This window comes from Micromonospora fluostatini (assembly GCF_050410825.1).
GTDB lineage: Bacteria > Actinomycetota > Actinomycetes > Mycobacteriales > Micromonosporaceae > Micromonospora > Micromonospora rosaria.
This window is the reverse complement of the sequence record NZ_CP191251.1, coordinates 4,241,343-4,266,404: the sequence shown is the minus strand read 5'-3', so window position 1 is coordinate 4,266,404 and position 25,062 is coordinate 4,241,343. Positions and strand designations below refer to the sequence as shown.

Here is a 25,062-nt window from a genome sequence, read left to right as displayed (position 1 = left end):
CGGCCCCCGCGCACCGCGCGTGACCCACCCGGCAGAAAGGTAGGCAGTCCCATGCTCGAACTGGTCCCCCTCGCCGAGGGCGTCGGCACCGAGATCCGTGGGATCGATGTCACCGGCGACATCTCCGACCGCGAGTTCGACCGCATCCACCAGGCGTGGATGGACACCGCCGTGTTGCTCTTCCGCGACCAGAAGATGACCCCGGAGCAGCACATCGCCTTCACCCGCCGGTTCGGCGAGGTGTTCGCCTACACCCGCTCCCAGTTCAACGACGTCGAGTACCCGGAGATCCTGCTCCTGTCCAACCTCACCCGCGACGGCAAGCCGATCGGCTCCGCCTACAGCGGGCGGGTCTGGCACACCGACGGCCACTACCTCACCACCCCGCCGGTCGGCTCGATGCTGTACGCGATCGAGGTGCCCCCGGTCGGCGGCGACACCTGGTACGCCAACATGTACACCGCCTACGAGGCCCTGCCGCAGCGGGTCAAGGACCGCATCGAGAACCTGCGGGTGGTGATCAGCCGGGTCCAGTCGCGGCCGTACAACTACCCGGACCGGCCCGCCCCCACCGAGCAGGAACGCGCCGAGTGGGTCGACGTGAGCCACCCGGTGGTCCGCCGGCACGACGTCACCGGCCGCAAGACGCTCTACGTCGGCGGCAACGTGCCGTGGCGGATCGAGGGGATGTCCGAGGAGGAGAGCGCCCCGCTGGTCACCTTCCTCCAGGAGTTCTCCGTGCAGCCGCAGTTCACGTACTGCCACAAGTGGCGGCCGGGGGACATCGTGCTCTGGGACAACCGCAGCGCCATGCACCGCGCCACCTACTACGACCACGTGGCGCACCGCCGGCTGCTGCACCGGACCACCATCGCCGCCGGCCGGCCGGCCGCCGCCTGACCATGACGACGTACGACTACATCGTGGTGGGCGCGGGAGCCGCCGGGTGCGTGCTCGCCGGCCGGCTCACCGAGGACCCGTCGGTCAGTGTGCTGCTGCTGGAGTCCGGCCGGGAGCGGCGCAGCCCGCTGCTGTCCATCCCGGCGGCCGAGACGATCCTGATGGGCAACCCGCGCTACGACTGGTGCTTCGACACCGACGCCGACCCGACGCTGAACGGGCGGACCCTGCGCATCCCCCGGGGCCGGCTGCTCGGCGGGTCCAACGCCATCAACGGCATGATCTACGTCCGGGGCCAGCGGCAGGACTACGACGACTGGGCGGCGCTGGGCAACACCGACTGGTCCTGGGCCGGTGTGCTGCCGTACTTCCGCAGCATGGAACGGGCCGGCGGGATCGGCGGGGAGAGCCGGGGCAAGGACGGGCCGATCGCGGTCGGCCTGCCCCGCGACCGCGACGAGATCTGCGACGCCTTCCTCACCGCGGCGGGGCAGGCCGGGTACCCGCGGAACCCGGACTACAACTCCGGCGACCAGGAGGGCTTCGGCTACTACCAGGTCAACCACGAGGGCGGCCGGCGCTCGTCGGCGCTGGGCGGGTACCTCGCGCCGGCCCGCCGCCGGCCCAACCTGACCGTGCTCACCGGCGCGCACGTCGCCCGGCTGCGCTTCGACGGCACCCGCTGCGTCGGGTTGACCTACCGGCACGGTGACGCCGAGCGGCAGGCGACCTGCGGGCGGGAGGTGATCCTCAGCGCCGGCACCGTGCAGTCGCCGCAGCTGCTGGAGCTCTCCGGCATCGGCGCGGCCGAGGTGCTGAAGCGGGCCGGCGTCCCGGTGGTGCACCACCTGCCCGGCGTCGGGGAGAACTTCCGCGACCACTTCGCGGCCCGGCTGCGCTGGCGGGTCCGCAAGCCGATCACCTTCAACGAGCGCTCGCGCGGCCTGCGCCTCGCCGGGGAGGTGCTGCGGTACCTGGGGACCCGGCGGGGGCTGCTCAGCCTCCCCATCGCACTCGGCCACGGCTTCGTCCGCACCTCCGACGACCTGGACCGGCCGGACGTCCAGTTCCACTTCGCCCCGGCCAGCTACGGCGCGGGCAACACCCGCCGGCTGGACACCCGGCCCGGGATGACCGTCGGCGTCTACCCGCTGCGCCCCGAGTCGCGCGGCTCGATCCACATCCGCTCCGCCGACCCGGACCAGCCGCCGGCGATCCGGCCCCGGTTCCTGGACACCCCGTACGACCGGACCACGCTGGTGGCGGGGATGCGGATCGCCCGGCGGATCGTCGAGGGCGCGGCGCTGGACGCGTACCGGGAGTTCGAGACCCAGCCCGGCCCGGACGTGCACACCGACGAGGACCTGCTGGCGTACGCGCGGACCAAGGGGGACACCTCCTACCACCCGGTCGGCACCTGCCGGATGGGCGACGACCCGGGCGCGGTGGTCGACCAGCGGCTGCGCGTGCACGGGGTGCACGGCCTGCGGGTGATCGACGCGTCCGTGATGCCCACGATGATCTCGGGCAACACCAACGCGGCCAGCATGATGATCGGCGAGAAGGGCGCGGCGCTGGTCCGCCAGGACCACCGGGCCGGGGTCGCCCCGTGACCGCCGGCCCGCCGCCGCCCGCCCCGGCGGGTGACCCGGCGTTCGTCGCCGGGCCCGGCGACGCGGCCTTCGTGGTCGCACCCGGCGACCCGGACAGCCCCGACGTGGCGGACCTGCTGCGCCGCTCCGAGGAGTACGCGCACTCGTTGTACCCGGCGCAGAGCGTGCACATGCTGCCGGTGGACGAGCTGCGCGGCCCCCGGGTGCGGTTCCTGGTGGCCCGCGACGCGGCCGACGGCGGGCTGCTCGGCTGCGGTGCCGTGGCCCGGGTCGACGACACCTACGCCGAGGTGAAACGGATGTTCGTGGCCCCCGGCGCGCGGCGGCGGGGGATCGGGCTGGCGATCCTCGCCGCCCTGGAGGAGTGGGCGCGCGAGGCGGGCGTGCCGCTGGTGCGGCTGGAGACCGGGACGAGCCAACCCGAGGCGGTGGGCCTGTACCGCCGGCTCGGCTACGTCGAGCGGGGACGCTTCGGCGACTACCCCGACGACCCGCTCAGCATCTTCATGGAGAAGGCCCTGGACGGGCCACCGACGGGACAGCGACAGGAAGAGGGGACTGGGATGGACACGACGCGGCAGCCGGTGCTGGTGGTGGTCGACGGCTACTCGTCCGGGGCGCGGCTCCCCGGGGTGCTGCGGGAACGCGGCTGGCAGTGCGTGCACGTGCTGAGCAGCCCCGACCTGTCGCCGTACTTCCTGCGCACCTTCAACGCCGACGACTACCTCGACCTGGTCACCTTCACCGGGGACGTGGCCGCGACCGTCGCCGAGCTGGCCCGGCACCGGCCGGCGGCGGTGCTGCCCGGCTCGGAGAGCGGGGTGATCGTCGCCGACCTGCTGGCCGACGCCCTCGGCCTGCCCGGCAACAGCCCGGAGAGCAGCCTGGCCCGCCGCGACAAGTACGAGATGCACAACCGGCTCAAGGCGGCCGGGCTGCGCAGCATAAACCACTACCTGGCGCACGACCTCGACGGGCTCGTCGGGTGGGCCGACGCCGGGGCGTGGCCGGTGGTGCTCAAGCCGACCTCCAGCTCCGGTACCGACGCGGTGGTCTTCTGCGCCGACGTGGACGAGCTGACCGTGGCCTTCCGCCGCCTGCACGGCGCGACCAACCAGATGGGCGGGCGCAACGACGCGGTGCTCGCCCAGCGGTTCCTGACCGGGCAGGAGTACTTCATCAACGGCGTCAGCGGCAACGGCCGGCACGTCGTCACCGAGATCTGGCGGACGGAGAAGATCCGGGTGCCCGGCGGCGGCTGGCTCTACGACCGCAGCGTGCTCTGCGACCCCACCCAGCCGGAGATGAAGGAGATCGTCGAGTACGTGCACGGGGTCCTCGACGCCCTCGGCACCCGGTACGGCGCCCACCACACGGAGTTGATGGTCGCGCCGGACGGGACCCCCACCCTGGTCGAGAGCGCGTCCCGGCTCTCCGGCGGGCTGCACCGGGAGGCCGCCGCGTACGCGGTCGGGGCCAGCATGCTCGACCTGGTCACCAACGTCGTCGTCGAGGGGCCGGCCTTCGTCGAGCGGTACGCCGACGCCCAGCCCGGCCACGCGTACCCGCTGTGGCAGGTGCAGTTCATCTCCGCCCAGGAGGGGGTGGTGACCGAGTCGCGCTACACCGAGCTGCTCGCCACCCTGCGCAGCCGGACCTGGGTGCAGCGGGCCCCGAAGCCCGGTGACCGGGTCAGCCGCACCGCCGACCTCTTCAGCAGCCCCGGGATCGTCTTCATGACCCACCCGGACGTCGACGTCCTGGCCGCCGACCACGCCCTCATCCGCGAGTGGGAGCGGGACAACCGCTTCTTCACCGTCGCCCCGTGACCACCTCCCCGGGCCGTACCGCCGTCGAGAAGGGACACCCGCGTGCCTGACACCCCCCGCGACCGCTTCGACCACGCCGCCAACCTGACCCAGGCCGGCGCGTACCGCGACCACCGGGCCGCCCACTGGCCACCGACCAGCACGTACGACCTGATCCCGGTGGACCTGGCGGCGGGCACCCCGGACCTCGGCGCGGAGTTCCCGGCCGCCCTGGCGCAGCTCCGTGCCGCCGTCGACGCCGAGTGGGCGCACGCCAAGGAGCACGGCATCGCCGAGCGCCGCCGGTTCGCCGACCCGGCCGCCGTGGCCGCGGCGGTGCGCCGGGTCGCCGGGCACCTGCCGGGCGAGACCGACCGGCGGGCCGCCCTGCTGCGCGCCGACGCCGTCGAGCACGGCTACGAGGAGCACATCCTCAAGGAGCTGGCCGGCCTGGAGGAGGAGGTGACGCTGGTCGCCGGCCAGGTTTCCACCTGGTACGGCAAGGACCTGCGGGGCCTGCCGACCGCCTTCGCCTGCCGCCGCGACGAGCAGCGGCACGCCGACGTGACGCGGGCGCTGGAGTTCCTGCCGGACGTCCCGCCGTACCTGACCCGGCTCCACGCCGACCTGCGCCTGGGCGAGCTGCCCGCGTTCGGCGCGACGGAGCTGTTCTTCATGGCCGGCGAGGGCGACCTGCACCCCAAGCACATCGCGTACTTCCTGCCCGAGGACGAGGGGGTGAAGTACTCGCCGTTCAAGAAGACGTACTACTTCACCAACACCCACGCGGCGCTGGTCCGGGGCGTCTCCGCGCCGCTGGCCGCCGAGTTCCTCGCCTTCGACACGCCGTTCGAGCCCGACGCGCCACGGTTCGCCGCGATCCCCACCCTCGGCGTGCTCAGCCACGAGTTCGGGCACTTCGTCCAGCGGCCCGCCACCAGCTTCGCGGCGCTCAACACCGCCGACCGGTGGGCGTCGGTGGTGCTCCAGGAGGTCGCCGCCGACGTCTTCGGCGTCCTGATCCTCACCGAGGTCTGGGCCGAGCGGCTCGGGCTCGCCCCCGCCGACGTGCTCGCCTACTACCTCGCCGAGTGCCTGCGCTACGTCAGCCGGGGGCTGGGCCACTTCCCCGACAGCGACGGCATGTACCTGCAACTGTCGTACCTCGTGCAGGTCGGGGCGCTGGCGCCCGACGGCGCCCGGCTGGCCGGCGAGGCCAGCGTGGTGCTGGCCGGCCTGCGCTCGCTCGCCCGGGTGCTGGCCGACTTCCTGCTCGCCGGGGAGGCCGACCTGGCCCTCAAGCTGTACCGCAACCACGGCCCGGCCAACGCCGAGGTGCTGCGCCCGCTCGTCGACGAGCTGCGCGCCCGCCCGGCGGGGTCGGTCGAGTACGGACAACCGCACACCACGGCCGTTGGGGAGAACCGGTAGTGATCATCAAGGTCGAGCAGAACCTCGCGCAGGTCCGCGAGTACTACAGCGCGCACCGGTCCGTCGACGGCACCTCCGAGGGCACCATCTACGCCATCTGGGAGCAGGGCAAGGCGTTCAACGACTCCGTCACCCCCTCGACGTACGTGCCGGAGTACCGGTCGCACATGGCGCTCAAGCTGCTGTCGCTGACCTCGACCACCGGCACCGTCTACTCCCTCGGCTGCGGCAACGGCTTCGTCGAGGGCGACCTGGTCGCCATGCAGCGGACCGTCCGCGGCATCGACTACAACGACGAGGCGGTCGCGCTGTCCCGGGCCAAGGGGGTGGACGCCGTCGTGGCGGACTACTTCGACCTCAAGCCGGCCGACGTGGCCGACGTCGACGTGCTCTACGCCGACGGTTTCCTCGGGCACGTCTTCACCGCCGAGGAGGCCGCCACGCCGGCCCTGGCGAAGCTGGCGGAGCTGAACCTGCGCTCCGGGGCGTACGTGGTCTTCTCCAACGACGCGCCGTACGAGCCGGAGGTCGACTTCGCGCCGCACGAGCGGGTCGCCGGGTTCTGGTTCGTCTCCCGCGAGTACCTCCAGACCGAGCTGACCCGCTTCGGCTTCGCCCCGGTGGAGAGCTACTACTTCCCGTACCTGCGGCCGATCAGCGGGTTGCGCAACCGCACCGTCTGCGTCGCCCGGGTGCCCTGACATGCCGCTGTCCGAGGCGTTCGCCGGGCGGCTGCTGCCCCTGCTGCCGGAGCTGGTCGCCGGCTACGGCACCCCGTTCCACATCTACGACCAGCAGGGCATCGTCGACACGTACCGGGACATGGTCGGGGCCTTCGGCACCGAGCCGTACCGGCAGTACTTCGCGGTGAAGGCGCTGCCCAACCCCGCCGTGCTGAGCACCCTGCTGGCCGAGGGCAGCGGGCTGGACTGCGCCTCCCCGGTCGAGCTGGAGCTGGCCGAACGGCTGGGCGCCGGTGGCGACGACGTCGTCTTCACCTCCAACAACACCACCGTCGCCGAGTACGAGCAGGCGCTCAAGGCCGGCGCGGTGATCACCTTCGACGACCGGACCATGCTGGACAAGGCCGAACGCCTGCCGGAGGTGGTCGCGTTCCGGGTCGCCCCGCACGGCGTGGCGGCCCGCTCCACCCTGATGGGCAGCGCCGCGCACTCGAAGTTCGGGGTGCCGGTGGACGAGTTGGCCGACACCTACCGCCAGGCCCGCGGCCGGGGCGCGCGGCGGTTCGGCATCCACGGGATGATCTGCGCCAACGAGCTGGACCTCGACCGGGCGGTGCGGGCCGCCGTCGACGTGGTCGAACTGGCCGCGCGGCTCGCCGCCGACACCGGCATCGAGCTGGAGTACGTCAACATCGGCGGCGGGCTCGGCATCCCGTACCGGCCGGGGGAGCAGCCGATCGACTTCCGGGCGTACGCGGCGGCGATCCTGGCCGCCCGGCGGCGGGTCTTCGGGCACCACCGGCCGCGCGTCGTCTCCGAGTTCGGCCGGTACGTGACCGGCCCGCACGGGGTGCTGGTCACCCGGGTGACCAACCGGTGCCGCAAGGGGCAGGACGTCGTCGGGGTGGACGCCTCGATGTCCGCGCTGATGCGTCCCGGCTACTACGGCGCGTACCACCACATCAGCCTGCCGTTCGCCGACGGGCGGCCGGAGACGCTCGTCGACGTGGTGGGCTCGCTCTGCGAGAACAACGACAAGTTCGGCATCGACCGGCTGCTGCCCGCGCCGGTCGAGGGGGACGTCGCGCTGGTCCACGACACCGGGGCGCACGGGCACGCGATGGGCTTCACGTACAACGGGCGGCTGCGACCGGCCGAGCTGATGCTGACCACGGCGGGGGAGGTGGTCGAGATCCGCCGCGCGGAGACCTTCGACGACTACCTCGCCACGGCCCGCTGGACGCCCGCCCCGATCATGGAGGTGACCAGGTGAGTGACGCGCAGGCCCGGCAGTACGTCGGGGACGCCTTCGCCCGGCGGGACCGGCTGACGCCGGACGAGGTGACGGCGCTGCGGCCGTACGTGACCGACGGCATGGCCCGGCTGGACCGGGGCGAGCTGCGCGCCGCCCGGCCCCAGGACGGCGACTGGGTCGTCGACCCGTACGTCAAGCAGGTGATCCTGCTGTCCTTCCTGACCCACCCGAACGCCGCCGCGCAGGCCGGGCCGGGCCGGCCGAAGACGTACGACAAGGTGCCGCTGAAGTTCGAGGAGTGGGAGGAGGGCGACTTCGAGAAGTCCCGGCTGCGGGTGGTGCCGGGCGCGGTGGTCCGGTACGGCGCGTACGTCGCCCCCGGGGCGGTGCTGATGCCCTCCTTCGTCAACGTCGGCGCGTACGTGGGGGCGGGCACGATGGTGGACACCTGGGCCACCGTCGGCTCCTGCGCCCAGATCGGCGAGCGGTGCCACATCTCCGGCGGCGCGGGCATCGGCGGGGTCCTCGAACCGATCGGGGACAACCCGGTGGTGATCGAGGACGACGTCTTCGTCGGCGCCCGCAGCGAGGTGGCCGAGGGGGTCCGGGTACGCACCGGCGCGGTCATCGGCATGGGCGTCTACCTGGGCCGCTCCACGCCCATCGTGGACCGGGCCACCGGCGAGGTGACCTACGGCGAGGTGCCGGAGAACGCCGTGGTGGTGGCCGGTGCGCGGGCCACCGCGCAGCAGCCGGGCCTGTCCGTGTACGCCGCCGTCATCGTCAAGTACGCCGACGAGCGGACCCGGGGCAAGACGGCCCTCAACGACCTGGTCCGGGACTGAGCCGGTGCCCGGTACGCGCAACGCCTTCGCTCGGCTGCGGGACCTCCTGGCCGACGTCCCGCCGCCGGCCGGGCTCGACCCGATCCCGCTGCACCTGGGGGAGTCCCGGCTGGTCACCCCGCCGATCGACACCGCCGTGCTGGCCGGGGTGGACGGCTGGACCCGGTACCCGGAACTCGGCGGTCCGGCCGAGCTGCGGGACGCGTACCGGGGCTGGCTGCGCCGCCGCTTCGGCGCGGACCCGCCACCGGCCGGGTCGCCCGGTGACCCGTTCGCGGACCTCGCCGTCGAGCCGACCCCGGGCACCAAGCAGGCCCTGGCGGTGCTCATCGCCCAGGCCGTCGGCCGGGCGGCGGCGCGGGGCGTCACCGACCCGGTGGTGGTGCTGCCCAACCCCGGGTACCCGACCTACCTGGCCGCCACCGAGGCGGCCCGCGCCCGGCCGGTCTTCCACACCGGCGACGACCTCGCGGCGGCGGTCGACGCCGAGCCGGGCCGGGTCGCGGCGATCGTGGTCTGCCATCCGGGCAACCCGCGCGGCGAGACCCGGACCCCGACCTACCTGCGGCAGCTCGCCGACCTCGCCGCGCGGGCCGACGCGGTGCTGGTGGTCGACGAGTGCTACATCGACCTGTGGCTCGGCACCCCGCCGCCCGGCTACCTGTCGGTGGTCGCCGACGCCGTGCGGGACGTGCCGTTCGCGGTCGTGCACAGCCTCTCCAAGCGGTCCGGGGCACCCGGCCTGCGCAGCGGGTTCGTGGTGGGGGACCCGGCGACCGTCACCGCGTACGCCGAGTACAACCGCACCTGCGGGGTGCCGCTGCCCCGTCCGGTCTGCGCCGTGGCCACGGCGCTCTGGGCCGACGACGCGCACGTGGCGCAGGCTCGCGCCGCCCTGTCCCGCACCTGGGACCGCGCCGACGACCTGCTCAAGGACGTCCCCGGGTACCGGCGGGCCCAGGCCGGCTTCTTCTGCTGGCTGCCGGTCGCCGACGACACCGCCACCGCCCGCCGGCTGTGGCGGGAGCAGGCGCTCACCGTCATGCCGGGCCGGTTCCTCGCCGTGGCCGACGCCGACGGCGGCAGTCCCGGCGTGGGCCACCTGCGGATCGCGCTCGTGCACGACGGGGCCCGGATCGAGACGGCCCTGACCCGGCTCCGGGAGGGACTCTGATGGTGGCTCCGGAACAGCTCGCGGGGGCGCTGCGCCCCGCCGGCACGGCCGGGTCGGGTCGGGCGCTACGGTCGCCGGCGGCCATCGCGCAGCACCTGGTCCGGTTCGTCACGACGAACCCGCCGGGCGCCGAGGCCGAGTGCGTCGGCTGGGTCCGCGACCTGCTGGCCGACGCCGGTCTGGAGACCCGGCTGCTGGGTGACCCGGCCCGCCCCAACCTGGTGGCGCGGCTGCCCGGCCGGGGCCTGGAACCGCCACTGCTGCTGCACGCCCACGTGGACGTGGTGCCGGTGACCGGCCAGCCGTGGACCCGGCCGCCGTTCGACGGGGAGATCGTCGACGGGGAGCTGTGGGGCCGGGGCGCGGTCGACATGAAGGGGCACCTGGCGATGATGCTCGCGGCGGTGCTGCGCATGTCCGACGCCGGGGAACGACCGCGTGGTGACGTCATCCTGGCGGTGGTCTCCGACGAGGAGACCGGCAGCGACGCCGGGGCGCGGCTGCTGGTCCGCGACCACCCGTACCTCTTCACCGGGGTCCGGTACGCCGTCGGCGAGGACGGCGGCGCGGAGCTGGGGCTCGGCGACCACGCGCGCCTGCACCCGGTGGTGGTGGCGGAGAAACGCACCTGCTGGGTACGGGTCACCTTCCGGGGGCCGGGCGGGCACGCCTCCCGGGTCACCGGGCCGGGCTCGGCGGTGGGGCAGCTCACCCGGTTCCTCGCCGCCATCTCCGGCGGTGGGCTCGGGGTGGAGATGACCCCGGTGGCGCACCGGATGCTGACCGACCTGGCCGCCGCCCTGCCACCCGGGATGGGCGCCCGGGTGGCCGCGTTCCACGCCGACCCGACCGACCCCGGCGCCCTCGACGGGCTGCCCGACACGACGGCCCGCTACCTGCGCTCGGTCGTGCGGCACACGGTGAGCGCCACGGTGCTGCGCGGCGGCACCGGCACCAACGTGCACCCCGCCGAGATCACCGTGGAGGTCGACGGCCGGGTCCTGCCCGGGGAGTACCCGACGAGCTGGTTCCTCGACCAGCTCCGGGCCCGGACCGGCCCCGACGCCGACCTGGACCTCTTCGTCGAGGGCGAGATCAGCCCCGCGCCCCGGTTCGACGAGGGGTACGACCGGCTGGTGGCCGCGCTGCGGGCGCACGACCCGGCGGGGACGCCGGTACCCGTGCTGACCACCGCCTCCACCGACGCCCGGCTCTTCAGCCAACTCGGCATCCAGTGTTTCGGGTGGTTCCCGCTGCCGGCCGGGGCCCCCGTCGGATACCGTGACCGCCTGCACCAGGCCGACGAGCGCATCTCGCTGGCCGCCCTGGACTTCGGTGCCGACTGCTTCCACACCCTCCTGTCAGGACGGAGTCATCCGCATGTCCGCTGACCCGCAGCTCCGGCTCACCACCGTGCCGACGATCGGGGACGTGCCCCGGGAGCAGTGGACGCCGCTGGCGGCGCGGGCCCAGCTCTACCAGAGCCACGGGTGGCTGCACTGGGCGGAGGAGTACTTCGCGGACCTGCGCCCCGGCTACGTGCTGGCGTACGACGCCGACGGCGCGCTGGTCGGCGCGGTGGCGACGTACCTGATGACCGAGGTCCCCACCCGGTTCACCACCTGGTACGACCCGGTCCGGATGTTTCTCGCCCCGCACTGCGACCCGGCCGGCGCCGCCGAGCGCTGGTTCCCGGTGCTGCTGGTGGGCGGGTGCAGCGGGTACCACGGCGACCTGCTCCTCGCCCCGCACCTCGGCGACGAGGCCCGGACCGTGGTGACCCGGGCCCTGCTGGACCGCTGCCGCGACCTCGCCGCCGACCTGGGCGCCCGGACGACCGCCTTCATGTACCTGCCGAAGGAGGAGGCGCAACGGGTCGCCACGGTCTGGGGCGGGACCGCCCCGGTCATCGCCACCTCGGCGGAGGCGACCGTCGCGCTGGACGGCGCGACCGACTTCGAGGGCTACCTGTCCCGGTTCCCCAGCGCCCGGCGGAGCAAGCTGCGCAAGGAGGTGACCGCCTTCGCCGACTCCGGCACCCACCTCGGGCAGTACCGGCTCGCGGAGGTGCTGACCGAGGTGTCCCCGCTGCTCGGCGGGCACCAGCGCAAGTTCGGCGCGGATATCACCGACGAGGAGGTCGGCCGGTACTTCGCCCTCCAGGACAAGCACCTCGGCGAGGGCAGCGTGGTCTTCGTGGACGAGCGCGACGGGCGGATCAACGGCTTCACCCTCTGCTACGCGCACGGCGACATGCTCTACTCCCGGTCCGCCGGGTTCAACGCCGACGCGTCCCCGTTCGCCTACTTCAACCTGGCCGTCTACGCCCCCGTCCGGCACGCGCTCGCCAACGGTTTGCGGGCCGTCGCCCTCGGCGCGGGCAGCTACCAGGGCAAGGTGCTGCGCGGCGCCCAGGTGCACGGGCTCTGGTCGACGGTGGTGTCCCCGCAGCCGCTGGAGGATTCCTGGCGGGAGGCGCTCACCAGGCCCTTCCCGCAAGCCGTCGAGGCCGGCACCGCCTGAGGTGTAAGGAGGGGCCCCCTGTTAACGCTTTCTGTAGTAAAAGGGCCCCTTCCTAACACCTCGCGCACGGCGTATCAGTCGACGGTGATCAGGTCGCGGGGGCCGGGCCGGGCGTCCACCGACGGGTCGGCCAGCGGCAGGTCACCCGCGCGGGCTTCGGCGACGGCCGCCGGCTCCAGCGGCACGACGGCCAGCCCCGGATCGTCCAGCCCGGCGTCGGCGAGCAGCCGCCCGTCCGGGCCCCAGCCGCCGCTGCCCCCGCACCCGTCGTACGGGCCGCTGCGGGCGCAGTGGTTGGCGACCACCACGTAGCCGGCGTTGTCCCAGGCGCGGGCCGGGCAGAGCAGCGCCCGCTTGCGCACCCCGGCACCCCGGTCGAACATCGCCGAGACCAGGTACGCCTGGCAGCCGTCGAGCCCGGCGGCCAGCGCGTGCCCGGGGAAACTGGCGTCCCAGCAGATGCCGAGGCCGAGCCGCCAGCCGTCGAGGGCCAGCGTGCAGCCGGCCCGGCCGGGGGTGAAACCGGCGGCCAGCTCCGCCGGGTCCAGGTGCTGCTTGTCGTACCGGCCCAGGCGTGCGCCGTCGCGGCCCAGCACGACGGCCGAGATGTGCAGGGTGCCCCGCCCGGGGTCGTGGGTCGCCGCGCCGACCACGGCGGCGGTACGCGCCCGCGCGCAGGCGGCGGCGAGCACGTCGAGCCGGGGGTCATCCGGGCGCAGCGGGTACCGTCGCGGCTGCCCGACGATCGCGGGCAGGTCGTAGCCGGTGAGGAAGAGTTCCGGCAGGACGAGCAGCGCCGCCCCGGCGTCCCCGGCCCGCGCCACCAGCCGCGCGGCGGTGGCCACGTTCGCCGGCACGTCCAGCGGGACCAGGGTGGCCTGACCGGCGGCCACCCGGATCGGGGCCACCGGCGCGGCGCGCAACCCCACCGGGGCCGTCGGCGGGGTGTGCGGTGCCCCTGGGGCCTTCGGGTCGGCGGGGGCGTCGTCCCGGGCCGCCGCAGGGGTGCTCACACCCGGACGTTACACCCCGAACCATCCCGCACCGCGCGGTCGGGGAGGGGCCGGGGAGCCGGGCCTCGCGCCGGCTCAGGTCGTGGCCGGGGCCTTCACCGCCGTCGGGGCGACGGCGGTGAAGCGGTTCTGCACGCCGTACCAGAGGGCGCCGAAGGCGATCACCCCGAGCACGGCGCAGACCGCCCAGGCGGCCCGCCCGAAGAACTGGAACAGGGTGGTGCCGATGAGCGGGCCGAAGGCGTACCCGGCGGACTGCACCGCCGAGAGCGCCCCGATGTACCGGCCGCGCAGGTGCACCGGGGCGGCCATCGCCGGGTACGCGTTGAGCGAGGGCGCGTTGACGATCTCGCCGAAGGTCCAGATGAGCGCGCCCACGACGAAGACCCAGATGCCCCCGGCGAACCCGAACACGGCCAGGCCCAGCCCGATGCAGAGCGAGCCCACGGCGATGGCGGTCCGGATCGGCAGCCGCTGCACCGTCCGGGTCAGGGGCAGTTCCAGGGCGATGATGATGGCCCCGTTGAGGGCGATGATGGTGCCGTAGAGCGACACCGGGTGCCCCTGCTCGCCCAGGTGCAGCGGCAGAATGACCTGGTACTGGATCTCGGCGAGGGCGGTGGCGAACATCGCCACCAGCACCGCGAGGTACCGGCGGTCCTGCAGGATGCCCCGCCCCCCGCCGGGCACCGGCTCCCCGTCGGGGGCGGCCGGTCGGGCCTTCGCGGCGGCGTGGGCGGCGGAGCGGACGTCGGGCAGCAGGAAGATGGTGACCAGCCCGAAGGTGAGCGCGGTGCCCGCGTTCACCAGGAACACCGCAGTGTACGAGTGGGTCGCCAGCCAGGCCCCGATCAGCGGCCCCAGGGTCGCGCCGACGTTGAGGCCGAGCCGGCTCGCGGCGGTGGTGGTGACGAGCCGGTGCAGCGGCGTCAGCTCGGCCAGCATCGCGGCGGCGGCCGGCCGGTACGCGGCGGTCAGCACCCCGGCGGCCAGACTGGTCACCATCAGCCAGGTGTACTGCGTCTCGAAGGCGATGGCGGCCACGGCCACGCTGGACAGCAGCGTGGAGCCGATGATCACCTGACGGGCCCCGATCCGGTCGGAGAGCAGGCCACCGGCGAAGACCCCCGCGATGGAGCCCACCCCGTAGAGGGTGAGCACCACGCCCGCCGCAGCGGGGCTGAACCCGAGGCTGGTCAGGTACAGAATCAGGAAGATGGCGAGGAAGGCGCCCATCCGGTTGACCGCGATCCCGACGAGCAGGACGACCACCGGCCGGGGCAGGGTGCGCAGGGTACGCAGGGTCCCGGTCGAGCCTGCGGGGTCCGGTTCGGCCATGGCGCGTGTCCTTCCGTCCACGGTGCGCCGCCCGGTCCGTGAGACCGGCCCCACCGTCACCGAGCGTATCGACCAGCGTGCATTGTAGGGGTTTCCGGGGCGTTCCGGAGCCGGCTGGGAAACGGCCCGCCGGGCGCGTCGTGCAGGCCTACGTGGGCATCCCCGCTCCGACCTGCTGCCTTCACGGTGGCCGCCCGCGCGACGGTCGGATGTGTGACACCAGGCGTGAGTCCTGCATCACATCTCCTGCGCGTTCGGGCAGCTCACAGCATGTTTCAGAAGTGTTTCGGGCTGTCGGTCCGCAGTCTGTCCCGGCCGGCAACAAAGGGCGCGACCCGTTTCGGGTGGTCTACGTGGACCGGCCCGCCAGCCCGAAGGGCAATGCCCAAGCCGTCAACTGCCGCATGGTCCGCAAGACCCGAGACAAGGCCCGATCGGCGGCAGCCCAGGCCAAGGCGTATTCGTCGCCGTTCCATCGCGCAAGTAGGGTGAGGATGCGGCCAACGCCCCCGACTTCCGCAGCCCTCCGCGACGATCGACCCGGGAGGCGATCTTGGGCAACAAAGTGAATGAAAACCGAGAACTTGATCTCTAGCGCCCCAGCTCAGGAAGTCTCTTCCCCGCGCACGCGGGGGTGATCCATCGCCTGCGGTCAAGAACGTGCCAATCTCGGTCTCTTCCCCGCGCACGCGGGGGTGATCCACGATGTGCACTTCGCTGTGGCGTCCAGGGGTCCTCTTCCCCGCGCACGCGGGGGTGATCCTTGGCACCGATGTTGGCCGCCAGCTCGGACAGTCTCTTCCCCGCGCACGCGGGGGTGATCCGGTGATCGACGCGGTGCCGCTGGGCGAGCGGCTCTCTTCCCCGCGCACGCGGGGGTGATCCGGCGGCCTTCCGTATGCGTGTTGCGGAGCTCGGCTCTTCCCCGCGCACGCGGGGGTGATCCGGTCTACAAGCCGGGGGTTATCACTGGCCTGGCCTCTTCCCCGCGCACGCGGGGGTGATCCCTTCCACGCCGACCCGGTGCCGCTCGACGTGCACTCTTCCCCGCGCCACGCGGGGGTGATCCCTCCCGCGCGACGACGGCCCGGTTCGCGGCGAGCTCTTCCCCGCACACGCGGGGGTGATCCGGCCGCGATGCTGGCCACCCGGGACCTGCGCGGCTCTTCCCCGCACAGGCGGGGGCGATCCCGGTATGGGGCCGGGCGGCCGGAATGAGATTCGCTCTTCCCCGCGCATGCGGGGGTGATCTCACCGGGTACGGCGGCATCCAGGGCCTTGGGTGTCCCGTCTGGGTGCCTGCCGGGGGTACGGCACGGTCCGGCCCGCGTCGCCTGCCGCTGGTCGTTCACGGGGTCAGGTCGACCAGGGTCGCCAGGCGAGCAACCCCGGCCACCGTCGGGCCGTCCCCGGCCACCCGGGTCAGCAGGGTGCGGCCCACGGGTCGGCACCGGACCTCGGCGGGCGCGGTGCGGTCCGCCTCGACCAGCGTTCGGCCCGCCCTGGCGGGGTCACCGAGGTCCAGGTACGCCCGGGTCACGTCGAGCAGGTGCGCGGCCCGGTGCTCGGGCGGCAGACGACGCCAGGGGGCCTGCCCGGTGACCTGCTCGTGGCCGCGTACCGCCTCGGTGGGCTCGCCCAGCTCGACCGCTGCCGCCACCCGGGCCAGCGCCACCACGGTCGGACCGAAGGCGAGCTGGTGGTGGTCCTCGCCGTCGCCGAGGCGTACCGCGATCTCGGTGGCCTGCCCGATCAGCTCCTCGACGCCGCGCGGGTCACCGCGACCGGCGGCGGCGAGGGCGGCCTGGAGCAGCAGCGACCCGCAGACCGCGAGGACGTCCGGCGGCCCCTGCCCCGGCACGGTCGGCGCGATGCGGTGCGCGGCGGCGACCGCCGTCGCCACCGCGAGCCGGCCCCGCCCGGCCGCGCGCAGCACCTCGCCGAGCGACACCACCGCCGTGGCCGCCAGCACCGGATCGTCCCCGGCCACCGCGACCGCCCGGTCGGCGGCCAGCCAGGCACCCTCCGCGTCGCCGAGCTTGACCAGCGCCGACGCGGCGATCCGGTACGCCTGCACCCGCAACGCCGACCGCGTCGGCTCGTTGGCGGGCAGCCGCCGGGTGACGTCCAGCAGGCGCGGCAGCATCCGCAACACCTGCGGATAGCCGGCATGCTGGTACGTCAGCCAGGCATGCTCCACCTGCCGTCCCACCTCCGCCGCCGGAACCTCGGGCCGGTCGACCCCGTCCGTGGCGAAGACGGCGTACCGGGTGAGAGCCGCGCGAGTGTCGTCCACCTCGGCGACCAGCGGGGCGGCGGCCGGACGCGCGGGAGTGTCCTCGCCGAGCAGTACCGCCGGATCGATGCGCAGCACCCCGGCGACCTCCTGGATCACCGACATCCGGTCCAGCGCCCGGACACCCCGCTCGACCTTGTCCACCCAGCTCTTCGACTTCCCGAGCCGGTCCGCGAACACCTGCTGCGACATCCGCCGCCGGACCCGCCACCGCGCCATCCGCCGCCCGATCGGAAACTCACCGCTGCCCATGCCGCCCCCGGCGAACCGGTATGGCCCGGGTGGTCTCCTCCACCGGTATCCGTTCCGCCTCGGCCAGGTCCAGGATGCGCTGCCGAGCGGCATCCTGTTCGGCCGTCTCCGACCGCCTCGCCCGGTCCACCATCCGCTCGTCACGCTGATCCCGCATACCAACCTCCTGGATGGGAGGCACGGCGGTGTGCTCGTGGAAGGACCGACACCGCCGTGCCCGAAGGTGAGGGTCGTGTCATCGCACCGGATCGGTGCCGATGCCACCCCCAACCAACAGCATCGGGTAGCTGTCGGGTGACAGATCGGAATCGGACGTCCGCCAGCGGCCTCTGCTGTCCGCTAACGGGAGGGCTGGCGCACCTCGTACGCTTCGCGCAGCGCGGACGCCTCCGCCGTGCCGGTCTGCTCGACGCGCCGCAGCGCTTCTCCAGCCCGCCACCAGTTGGAGGACACGACGCGGCCCGAGGTGATCGCCTCGACGGCGACCGTGGCGGCTTCGTCCGGTCGACCGGCGGCGACGAGTGCCAGCGCCAGGTCCAGACGGGCCGACGCGGAGCGGCGGGGGCGGTCGCCACCGTCACCGCGCGGGTCCAGTTCTCTCAGAACGGCCCTGGCAACCTGCTCCGCCGCCGGGTCGCCTGCCCACGCCAGCGTGGTCGCCGTGTACGCCGAGGCCTTCGTCGGGTCGTATCGGTAGTGGTGTTCGGCCCGGTCAGGCACCGGCAGGTTCGCGGTTAAACGCTCCAGGCGGTCCAGGGCGTGACGGGTTTCCCGAACATCGCCGACCCGGGCCCACACCCGCGCTTCCTGGGCGGTGGCCTGGATCTGCGCCGAGCTGCCCCGGGGTGCCACCCGCTGGGCCTGTTGGCTCAGGTCGACGGCTGTTCGGTAGTCACCCCGGGTGAGCAGATCCCACGCCTGCGTCTCCAGGCACCACGCCCGGATCTCCGAGTGCCCAACATGGTCGGCGAGAGCGGCGGCCGTGGACAGGTGCGACCCGGCTGCCGACCGGTGCAGCAGATCGATGTGCACGGTCGCCCGCAGCAGACTGAGCCACCCACCGGCGACGATCAGGCGGCGACGCTCCGCGAGGGTGCACCGACCGTCGAGAAGCCGGCGCACGTACGCCAGGTGTCGCCGTACCCGCTGCAGAAGGTCGGCCGACTGGCTGGTCGCGTAGGCGCTGGCAAGGTCGTCGACGCCAGCCTCGATGCGGGCGAGCGTTTCGGTGCTGACGTCGCTGGCCCGCACCCGAGCCATCAGCTCGTCGGCCTCGGCATCGTGATCCACCGGCTGGTCGACAAGCCGCGCAAGCGTACCGTCGGCCCCGAGCACGCGGTCGAGGTGCCGGGCGGTGTCGGGGGTCGGTGGCTTGTTGCCGGTCTCCAGGTCGTGCAGGTGGCTCTTGCCCCGGTGCGCGAGTTGGCCGAGCGCCCGCAGCGACAGGCCCCGGGCCGTGCGAAGCGAGCGCAGGTGGTCACCAAAGCGCGGATCGACGTGGGACACAGCGCCTCCCAGGTGACTGACCGAGTCGGCGGTGCCAACCGCCTGAACCCGCTACCTCGCCGTGACGGACTGTACTCCGATCGTGCGCGCCCGGTTTCCGCTCGGCTGTCCGTCGACCGGTGGCGGACAGGTTGGCAGACATCTCCAGGGAGGCTGTGTCATGGTCGATCCGCCCCGCCTTGGGGCTGGCAGAGTATGTAGCCGGACTCGCGCCCGCGATCTCGTTGGCCTGTGCATTACGTACCCCGAGGCAGACGTAGGGTCGGGCTGCGATCGGTGGCCCTGGCTCGCCGCAGGGCTACCACCACGAGAACTTCCGGAGGTTGATCTTGCGAAGCAAAGTGAATGAAAACGAGAGATTTGATCTTTAGCGTGGCAGGTCAGGAAGTCTCTTCCCCGCACACGCGGGGGTGATCCCCGCGAGCACGCCCTGTGCTTCACCACCGCAGACTCTTCCCCGCACACGCGGGGGTGATCCCCTACGGAGCGCAGCCATAGGCGTTCAACGCAGCTCTTCCCCGCACACGCGGGGGTGATCCGGACGCGGAGAAGACCGCGAACCAGAGACGGAACTCTTCCCCGCACACGCGGGGGTGATCCCGCGATCACCGCGCGCACGATCCCCACCGCCGCTCTTCCCCGCACACGCGGGGGTGATCCCCGGATCTCCGGGTGCGTCGAGGCTCACCGGCTCCTCTTCCCCGCGCATGCGGGGGCGATCCGGTGGCAGGCGTCCCGAGGTCTGTCCTGAAGACCTTGGAAGGAAACGGCCCATCTGGGGGCCGAATTCTTCCAAGGTCTCTGCTGACACGATCCAGGCGTCTTTGTCTCCGCGAAGTGGTGTGTCTCGACAGGGCGGGGACGGGGGCGAGATCCCCGTCCTGGGGCGAGATCCTCGGAAGCCCAACTGCGATACGGGGAGCGCCGGGGGTCAACCCAGAGTTGACCCCCGGCGCTCGTGGTCGCCGACGCGGAGGGAGCCGGTCAGCAGCGGTTGATCGTCGAGTTGTTCAGGGTGATGTTGCTGATGGTCAGGTTCGTGGCGCAGGGGTTCTCGGTGATCCGGTTGTTGGTCAGGGTGAAGTTCCGCAGGGTGATGTCCCGGTTGCCGGGGAACTCGCTGCGGGCGGCCAGCCGGACCTCGCCGCCGCCGCTGATCGTGCCGCCGTTGGCCGCGATGTTCACGCCGTAGCAGTTCTCGATCAGGATGGCGTTGTTGCCGGTGTTGGCGATGTCGACGCGGTCGATGGTCGCGCCGCCGGACTCGGAGACGCAGAAGATGCCCCGGCCGCCGCCGCGCGCCTTGACGGTGCCGACGCGGATGTTCGTCGGGTAGCTGGAGCCGACCCGGCCGTTGCGGTTGGCCATCCGGAACGCGGCGTACCCGGTGCCGGCGCCGGCGTTCTCCGCGTCCACGGTGGTGATGGTCGCGTTGATGGTCTGGTTCAGCAGCAGGCCCGACTCGCCGACGTTGCGGGCGGTCACGGTGCCGATGGTCAGGCCGTCGACGCCGTACGTCTCGACGGCGTGCGAGCCGGCGCCGGAGACGTACACGTTGTTGATCCGGATGTTGCGGGACCACTGGCTGGTGTCGCCCCGGTTGTCGATGCGGACGCCGAGGCCGCCGGAGAGCCGCATGTCGATCTGGCCGAGGGTCACGTCGGTGACGTTGCGCATGAAGATGCCGTACAGCGGGGCGCCGGTGACGGTGAGGTTCTGCACCTCGACCTGGGTGGTGCCCCGGGAGTAGATCGGCGCCTGGTCACCGGAGCCGGAGCCGGTGACGTTGATGGTGCCGCAGACGTCGATGGTGGTGTAGCTGGGCAGCGAGATCCGCGAGTTGGCGCTGATCGTGCCGGAGCCCCGGACGACGACCCGCTGCTTGCTGGTCCGGCCGGCGCTGAGGCTGCCGATCGCCGCCTGGACGGCGGCGCGCATGTCGGTACCGGTGTAGACGGTGCTGCCGCCGTTGCGGGCGGTCCAGGTGCCGCCGTTCAGGACGGCCTCGGCGTTGAACGATCCTCCGCCGCAGGCGGCGGTGCTGCCCAGCGGGGTCAACCGCCACTGCTGGTTCCAGCCGTCCAGGTCCTGGTACTGCGCGATCATGCCGCCGTCCTCGTTGGACCAGCTCCACACCTCGACGGCCTTGTTCGAGTGCCGGTTGATCAGCCGGACGTGCCCGCCCTCGGAGTCGGCGAGCCGGAAGTGCTGGCGGGTGTTGCCGCTGGCGGCGGTGTTCTGCACGACCTGGGCCCCGTCGGTGGCGTTCGGCACCTCCAGCACCTTGCCGCTGTGCACCGAGCGGACCTGGTAGTACCCGCTGCCGACGTCGACGAAGCGCCACTGCTGCACGGCCAGGTCGTTGCGGGTGAACTGGTTGATCGGTGCGCCGTCGGCGGTGGCCCAGCCGTACAGGTCCATCGCCTTGCCGCTGTGCCGGTTGACGAGCACGTACGTGGTGTTGGGGTCGGCCGTGGCCGCCAGGGCGGCGGCCGGGGCGACCACCGCCGCGCTGGCGGCGGCGAGGGTGAAGGTGGCGACGGCCGCCAGGCCGATCCGCCGTACGGGTGGGGATCCTCGATGGTGCTCTCGACGCATCTGTCGACTCCTCGGGACGGGGGTGCGCTGGGGGCGGAGCGCCTGTCGGGGAGCATTGGTGGTGGCAAGCGCTTTCCCTGTTAGTTTGGAAATCTAACTATCTCAATCCCTCCTGGTCAACGATTTGGGGGTACGGGTACGGCCCCCGACCGGTGGGTCGGGGGCCGTCGGGTGGGGCGGGTCAGGCGGGCAGGTCGAAGCCGTACCGGGCGACGTGCTCCGGGTCGGCCGGGTCGATCTGGCGCAGGCCGGCGTCGGCGAGGCGCTTGTTGACCTCGTCGAGGTGCTCGCGGACGATCCGGGACTCCTCCTCGGTGACCCGGCCCCGGTGCGGCTTGCCGGCGTGCTCGATCGTGCCGTAGTCGATCTTCTCGGCGGCCTTGCGGGCCTTCGGCGGCTTGACCCGCTCGGCGGTCCTGAGCAGTTGGGCCATCGGCACGTCGGTGGCCAGCGCGTCGAACTCGCTGGCGGTGAGCACCACCCGGCGCGGCTCGTCGCCGTCCCGCCCGTCGTGGATCTCCACCACGGCGACGTCGAGGGCGGCGTCGTCGATGTTCTCCACCTCGGTCGGGGTGGCATCCAACCGCACGGGCCCGGCCACCAGGTCAGGGTGCTCCAGCACCACGACGCGGACCATCTCGTCGTCGGGCCGGAGGACCGTGCCGCTGAAGTCGGAGACGTGGATCGTCTTCTTGCCCATGCGCGGAGCTTCTCCTGTCGTGGACCGGAATTTCGGACCAGGAGAAGTTACCCGACAGGTGTGCGAAAACCGTGGGTGGACCCGCCCGGGTGTCGCCGATTCCTCACCGGCCGGGTGGGTCGTCGTGCGGGTTTCCCGTCGTCGCCGCAGTGGAGATCGTGGTGAATCAGAGCGCGGTGAGGCCGCGTCTGGTCGAACGCCCGGCCGGTAGTCGGTCGAGCTCGCTCCAGGAGAGCCGGGTGTTGGTGCCCCGGTGGTCGCGGTACGGCGGCTGGGCGGGAAAGCGGCCGGTCGACTCCGGGGGCCGCCACAGTCGCCCGGTTTCCTGCTGGTGCCGCTTGTTCGGCTGATTTGGCATGAGCATTACCGTCCCAAAGAAACTTGTCCATGTATGAAAATCAATATGACGCATGCCCGCTCGTATGGGTGCCCCGACCCCCCTGTTCGGCGTGTCGCGCGCAACTTCCATCGACATTTCTCGACGGCGTACCCGGACGGGTCGCCGGCAACCGGAGCCGGGGCGGCCGGTGCGCCGCGCCCGCCCGGCCGCTGCCCGCCGACCCGGCCGGGCCGCCGCCCGGCTCGTCCGCCCGGCCTGCCGGCCGATCCCGGCGTACCGTGATCACCACGGGGCCGCAGGGCGGTGAGGAGGTGTCGCGGGGTGCTGGACCGGCGACTTCACCTGCACCTGGTGACCTGGCTCGGGCAGTGGCCGGCCGGCCCCGGGTGGCACGTGGTCGGCTCCCCTCGACGGGCCCGACCGGGCTGGGACGGGCGCCTGCGGCCGGCGCTGGCCGTGTCGGCGGGTGCCAGCACCGTGCTCTCCGTGCCACCGGCCCGGGTCGGCGAGGTCCGGGCCCTGGCCGGTCTGCCGGCCGGACGGCTGCTGCGCGCGTTGCCCGCCGCGGTGGGGCACCCGGGCTGGACGACCCACGACGGAGCGTTCCGGTGGAGCCTCGCCCCGGCCCCGCTGCCCGAGGCCGGGGACTGGACCCGTCCCGACGATCCTGGCCTGCCGCCCTGGCTGCACCTGTTCGACCGGGACGTGCTGGTGGCGCGGGACGCGGACGGCCGCTACCTGGCCGGCGTGGGAATCAAACGGCACGACCGGTACGGGCACGAACTCGCGGTCGGCACGGTGCCCGCCGCCCGGGGGCGTGGGCTGGCCCGCCGGCTGGTCGCCCAGGCGGCCCGGCGGGTGCTGGACGAGGGGGCGGTCCCCACCTACCTGCACGACGCCGCCAACCGCGCCTCGGCCCGGGTCGCCGAGGCGGCGGGCTTCCCGGACCGGGGCTGGCGGGCGTACGGGGTCTACCCGGACTGAGTCACGACGCCCGAACAGCGGCCGGCCGCTGCGACCGGTACGGGCACGGACCGTGGATCCCGGGCCGGATCCACGGTCCGTGGCCTTCCTCCCAGGCCCTGCCGGGCGGCCGATGGCGGGCCGATGCCGGTAACGCTACGTATCAGAATGCGCGTCGACAAGGGTGGCCTGGCGGTTTCACGGTGTCCGGTAGTGGACTTGACCTGCGCATCCCGTGTCGGAGGTCGATGCGCAGCCGCCTCACGCACCGTGGCCGCCGAGGGGGTGGGAAGCGCGGGTCGCCGGTGCCGGGGTCAGGCCCCGGCCAGGCCCAGCACCTCCGCCGCCGCCCGGCCGTTGGCCCGGCCCGCGCCGTACGTCACGACGAACGCCCGTGCCCCCGCCGGCCGCCACCGCCCCGGCCAGCCCATCTCCACCACCGTCACCGGGTGCGCGGCGGCCAGCGCCTCCACCAGGCCCACCGCCCCGGGAAGCTGGTGCAGCCGGCGGCCCACCAGCACGATCGGCCGAGCCCCGGCGAGGCTGCGCAGCGCCTCCGGCGATGTCTCGGTGGCGACCACCCGGATCTCCTCGGCATCGGCCAGGTGCGGGCCGAGGCCCCACGGCACCCGGCCCTCGGCGAGGGTCGCGGCGGTGTGCACCTGCACCACCAGAGGGCGGTCCAGCCCGGCGACGGCCCCCTCCACCCGGACCGCCCGGCGCGCCACCGCGTACCCCGGGTGGTCGGCGTCCGGTGCCGGCCGGTCCCCGGTGTCCGCCCCGGCGGGGTGACCGGCCGCCGCCTGCGCGCTCCGGACGGCGGCCCGGGTGGCAGCGGCCAGGTCGGCGACCCGGCCGGCGGCCTCCTCGACCCGGGCCCGGCCCAGCCGGCCGTCGGTGAGCGCGGCCACCACCTCGGCGACCACCCGTTCGACCAGCGCGGCGTCCACCCGCGCGCCGACGCAGAGCAGGTCCGCCCCGGCGGCCAGGGAACGCACCGCGGCCGGCCCCACCCCGCCCGCGGCCAGCGCCGCGCCCTTCATCTCCAGCGCGTCGGTGACCAGCGTGCCGGTGAAGCCGTACTCGCCGCGCAGCAGGTCGACCAGGACGGCCCGGCTGAAGGTCGCGGGATCGTCCCCGGTGAGCGCGGGCACCCGGATGTGCGCGGTCATGATCGCCCGGGTGCCGGCCGCGACGGTCGCCGCGAACGGCGGCAGGTCCCGCTGGCGCAGCACCGCGACGGGGACGTCCACGGTGGGTAGTTCGTGGTGCGAGTCGGTGACGGTCGCGCCGTGGCCGGGGAAGTGCTTGGCGCAGGCGGCCACCCCGGCGTCCTGCAATCCGGTCACCGCGGCGGCGGCGTGCGCGGCCACCCGGTCGGGGTCGGCCCCGAACGACCGGGTACCGATCACCGGGTTGTCGTCGGCGGTGTTCACGTCCACCGTCGGGGCCAGGTTCACGGTGACCCCGAGCCGGGCCAGTTCGGCGCCGATGGCCTGGTGCACCCGGCGGGTCACCGCCACGTCGTCGACCGCGCCGAGCGCGGCGTTGCCCGGGTACGGGCTGCCGGTGGCGTGCGCCAGCCGGGTGACGTCCCCACCCTCCTCGTCGATCGCCACCAGCACGTCGGGGCGGGCCGCCCGCAGCGCGGCGGTGCTCGCCGCCACCTGCTGCGGCGTGTCCACGTTCGTCCCGAACAGGGTGTGCCCGGCCAGGCCCTCGGCGACCAGGTCGACCGCCCAGTCCGGCGGGACCGGCCCCGGATACGCCGCGAGCAGCGTGCCGAGCACCAGCCGGCGCAGTCCCGGATCCGTCCCCACCCGC

Annotated in this window: 20 protein-coding genes and 2 CRISPR repeat arrays; of the genes, 11 read left to right on the top strand and 9 right to left on the bottom strand. The window is 73.4% G+C overall.

What is annotated here, in order from left to right; all coding sequences use genetic code 11:
• Positions 1–51 precede the first annotated feature (51 nt).
• From ACQUFX_RS18595 to ACQUFX_RS18550, 10 genes are read left to right on the top strand one after another with little or no spacing between them, the layout of a single operon-like run.
• Positions 52–900: a TauD/TfdA dioxygenase family protein gene (locus tag ACQUFX_RS18595; RefSeq protein WP_428961615.1), complete on the top strand. Its 849-nt coding sequence runs from the start codon at positions 52–54 to the stop codon at positions 898–900.
• A 2-nt stretch (positions 901–902) separates the two neighbouring features.
• The gene (locus tag ACQUFX_RS18590) at positions 903–2,513 is read left to right on the top strand and encodes a GMC family oxidoreductase (protein ID WP_428961614.1); all 1,611 of its coding nucleotides are present in this window, start codon (positions 903–905) and stop codon (positions 2,511–2,513) included.
• Entirely contained in the window at positions 2,510–4,342 is a 1,833-nt protein-coding gene (locus ACQUFX_RS18585) for a GNAT family N-acetyltransferase (RefSeq protein WP_428961613.1), read from the top strand. Before ACQUFX_RS18590 ends, ACQUFX_RS18585 begins: the two co-directional genes overlap by 4 nt.
• Positions 4,343–4,384: 42 nt before the next feature.
• On the top strand, positions 4,385–5,752 hold the full coding sequence (locus tag ACQUFX_RS18580) for a hypothetical protein (protein ID WP_428961612.1): 1,368 nt from the start codon (positions 4,385–4,387) through the stop codon (positions 5,750–5,752).
• The gene (locus ACQUFX_RS18575) at positions 5,752–6,453 is read left to right on the top strand and encodes a class I SAM-dependent methyltransferase (protein WP_428961611.1); all 702 of its coding nucleotides are present in this window, start codon (positions 5,752–5,754) and stop codon (positions 6,451–6,453) included. The genes ACQUFX_RS18580 and ACQUFX_RS18575 overlap by 1 nt, the downstream gene beginning before the upstream one ends.
• Before the next feature lies 1 nt (position 6,454).
• Positions 6,455–7,708, top strand: coding sequence for a diaminopimelate decarboxylase (locus tag ACQUFX_RS18570; RefSeq protein ID WP_428961610.1), 1,254 nt, complete (start codon positions 6,455–6,457; stop codon positions 7,706–7,708).
• Positions 7,705–8,535, top strand: a complete 831-nt coding sequence (locus ACQUFX_RS18565) for a 2,3,4,5-tetrahydropyridine-2,6-dicarboxylate N-succinyltransferase (protein WP_428961609.1) — start codon at positions 7,705–7,707, stop codon at positions 8,533–8,535. Before ACQUFX_RS18570 ends, ACQUFX_RS18565 begins: the two co-directional genes overlap by 4 nt.
• Positions 8,536–8,539: 4 nt before the next feature.
• Positions 8,540–9,709, top strand: coding sequence for an aminotransferase class I/II-fold pyridoxal phosphate-dependent enzyme (locus ACQUFX_RS18560; RefSeq protein ID WP_428961608.1), 1,170 nt, complete (start codon positions 8,540–8,542; stop codon positions 9,707–9,709).
• A complete protein-coding gene (locus ACQUFX_RS18555) occupies positions 9,709–11,100 on the top strand; it encodes a M20/M25/M40 family metallo-hydrolase (protein ID WP_428961607.1) in 1,392 nt (463 codons plus the stop codon). Before ACQUFX_RS18560 ends, ACQUFX_RS18555 begins: the two co-directional genes overlap by 1 nt.
• On the top strand, positions 11,090–12,232 hold the full coding sequence (locus ACQUFX_RS18550; RefSeq protein WP_428961606.1) for a GNAT family N-acetyltransferase: 1,143 nt from the start codon (positions 11,090–11,092) through the stop codon (positions 12,230–12,232). Before ACQUFX_RS18555 ends, ACQUFX_RS18550 begins: the two co-directional genes overlap by 11 nt.
• 74 nt (positions 12,233–12,306) lie before the next feature.
• Here the strand turns inward: ACQUFX_RS18550 and ACQUFX_RS18545 are convergent, their stop codons facing one another.
• The 8 genes from ACQUFX_RS18545 to ACQUFX_RS18510 form a co-directional block, all read right to left on the bottom strand.
• On the bottom strand, positions 12,307–13,245 hold the full coding sequence (locus ACQUFX_RS18545; RefSeq protein WP_428961605.1) for a carbon-nitrogen hydrolase family protein: 939 nt from the start codon (positions 13,243–13,245) through the stop codon (positions 12,307–12,309).
• A gap of 75 nt (positions 13,246–13,320) precedes the next feature.
• Positions 13,321–14,583 carry an MFS transporter gene (locus tag ACQUFX_RS18540; RefSeq protein WP_428961604.1) on the bottom strand — a complete coding sequence of 421 codons (1,263 nt, stop codon included), beginning with the start codon at positions 14,581–14,583 and terminating at the stop codon, positions 13,321–13,323.
• Between the two features lie 613 nt (positions 14,584–15,196).
• Positions 15,197–15,590: a CRISPR direct-repeat array (repeat unit 28 nt; unit sequence CTCTTCCCCGCGCACGCGGGGGTGATCC).
• Positions 15,591–15,931: 341 nt separating this feature from the next.
• Positions 15,932–17,131, bottom strand: coding sequence for a helix-turn-helix domain-containing protein (locus ACQUFX_RS18535; protein WP_428961603.1), 1,200 nt, complete (start codon positions 17,129–17,131; stop codon positions 15,932–15,934).
• The gene (locus ACQUFX_RS18530) at positions 17,118–17,288 is read right to left on the bottom strand and encodes a hypothetical protein (protein ID WP_428961602.1); all 171 of its coding nucleotides are present in this window, start codon (positions 17,286–17,288) and stop codon (positions 17,118–17,120) included. The genes ACQUFX_RS18535 and ACQUFX_RS18530 overlap by 14 nt, the downstream gene beginning before the upstream one ends.
• Positions 17,289–17,470: 182 nt before the next feature.
• Positions 17,471–18,637, bottom strand: coding sequence for a helix-turn-helix domain-containing protein (locus ACQUFX_RS18525; protein ID WP_428961601.1), 1,167 nt, complete (start codon positions 18,635–18,637; stop codon positions 17,471–17,473).
• 389 nt (positions 18,638–19,026) lie between these two features.
• Positions 19,027–19,360: a CRISPR direct-repeat array (repeat unit 29 nt; unit sequence CTCTTCCCCGCACACGCGGGGGTGATCCC).
• Between the two features lie 261 nt (positions 19,361–19,621).
• On the bottom strand, positions 19,622–21,235 hold the full coding sequence (locus tag ACQUFX_RS18520; RefSeq protein WP_428961600.1) for an RICIN domain-containing protein: 1,614 nt from the start codon (positions 21,233–21,235) through the stop codon (positions 19,622–19,624).
• 181 nt (positions 21,236–21,416) lie between these two features.
• Positions 21,417–21,935 carry a hypothetical protein gene (locus ACQUFX_RS18515; protein WP_428961599.1) on the bottom strand — a complete coding sequence of 173 codons (519 nt, stop codon included), beginning with the start codon at positions 21,933–21,935 and terminating at the stop codon, positions 21,417–21,419.
• A 166-nt stretch (positions 21,936–22,101) separates the two neighbouring features.
• Complete coding sequence (locus ACQUFX_RS18510; RefSeq protein WP_428961598.1) at positions 22,102–22,293, bottom strand: DNA repair protein; 192 nt, start codon at positions 22,291–22,293, stop codon at positions 22,102–22,104.
• 303 nt (positions 22,294–22,596) lie between these two features.
• Between ACQUFX_RS18510 and ACQUFX_RS18505 the strand changes: the two genes are divergently transcribed.
• Positions 22,597–23,259 carry a GNAT family N-acetyltransferase gene (locus ACQUFX_RS18505; RefSeq protein WP_428961597.1) on the top strand — a complete coding sequence of 221 codons (663 nt, stop codon included), beginning with the start codon at positions 22,597–22,599 and terminating at the stop codon, positions 23,257–23,259.
• 293 nt (positions 23,260–23,552) lie between these two features.
• Here the strand turns inward: ACQUFX_RS18505 and ACQUFX_RS18500 are convergent, their stop codons facing one another.
• Positions 23,553–25,058 (bottom strand): glycoside hydrolase family 3 protein, encoded by a 1,506-nt coding sequence (locus tag ACQUFX_RS18500; protein WP_428961596.1) that lies wholly within the window; start codon positions 25,056–25,058, stop codon positions 23,553–23,555.
• Positions 25,059–25,062 lie beyond the last annotated feature (4 nt).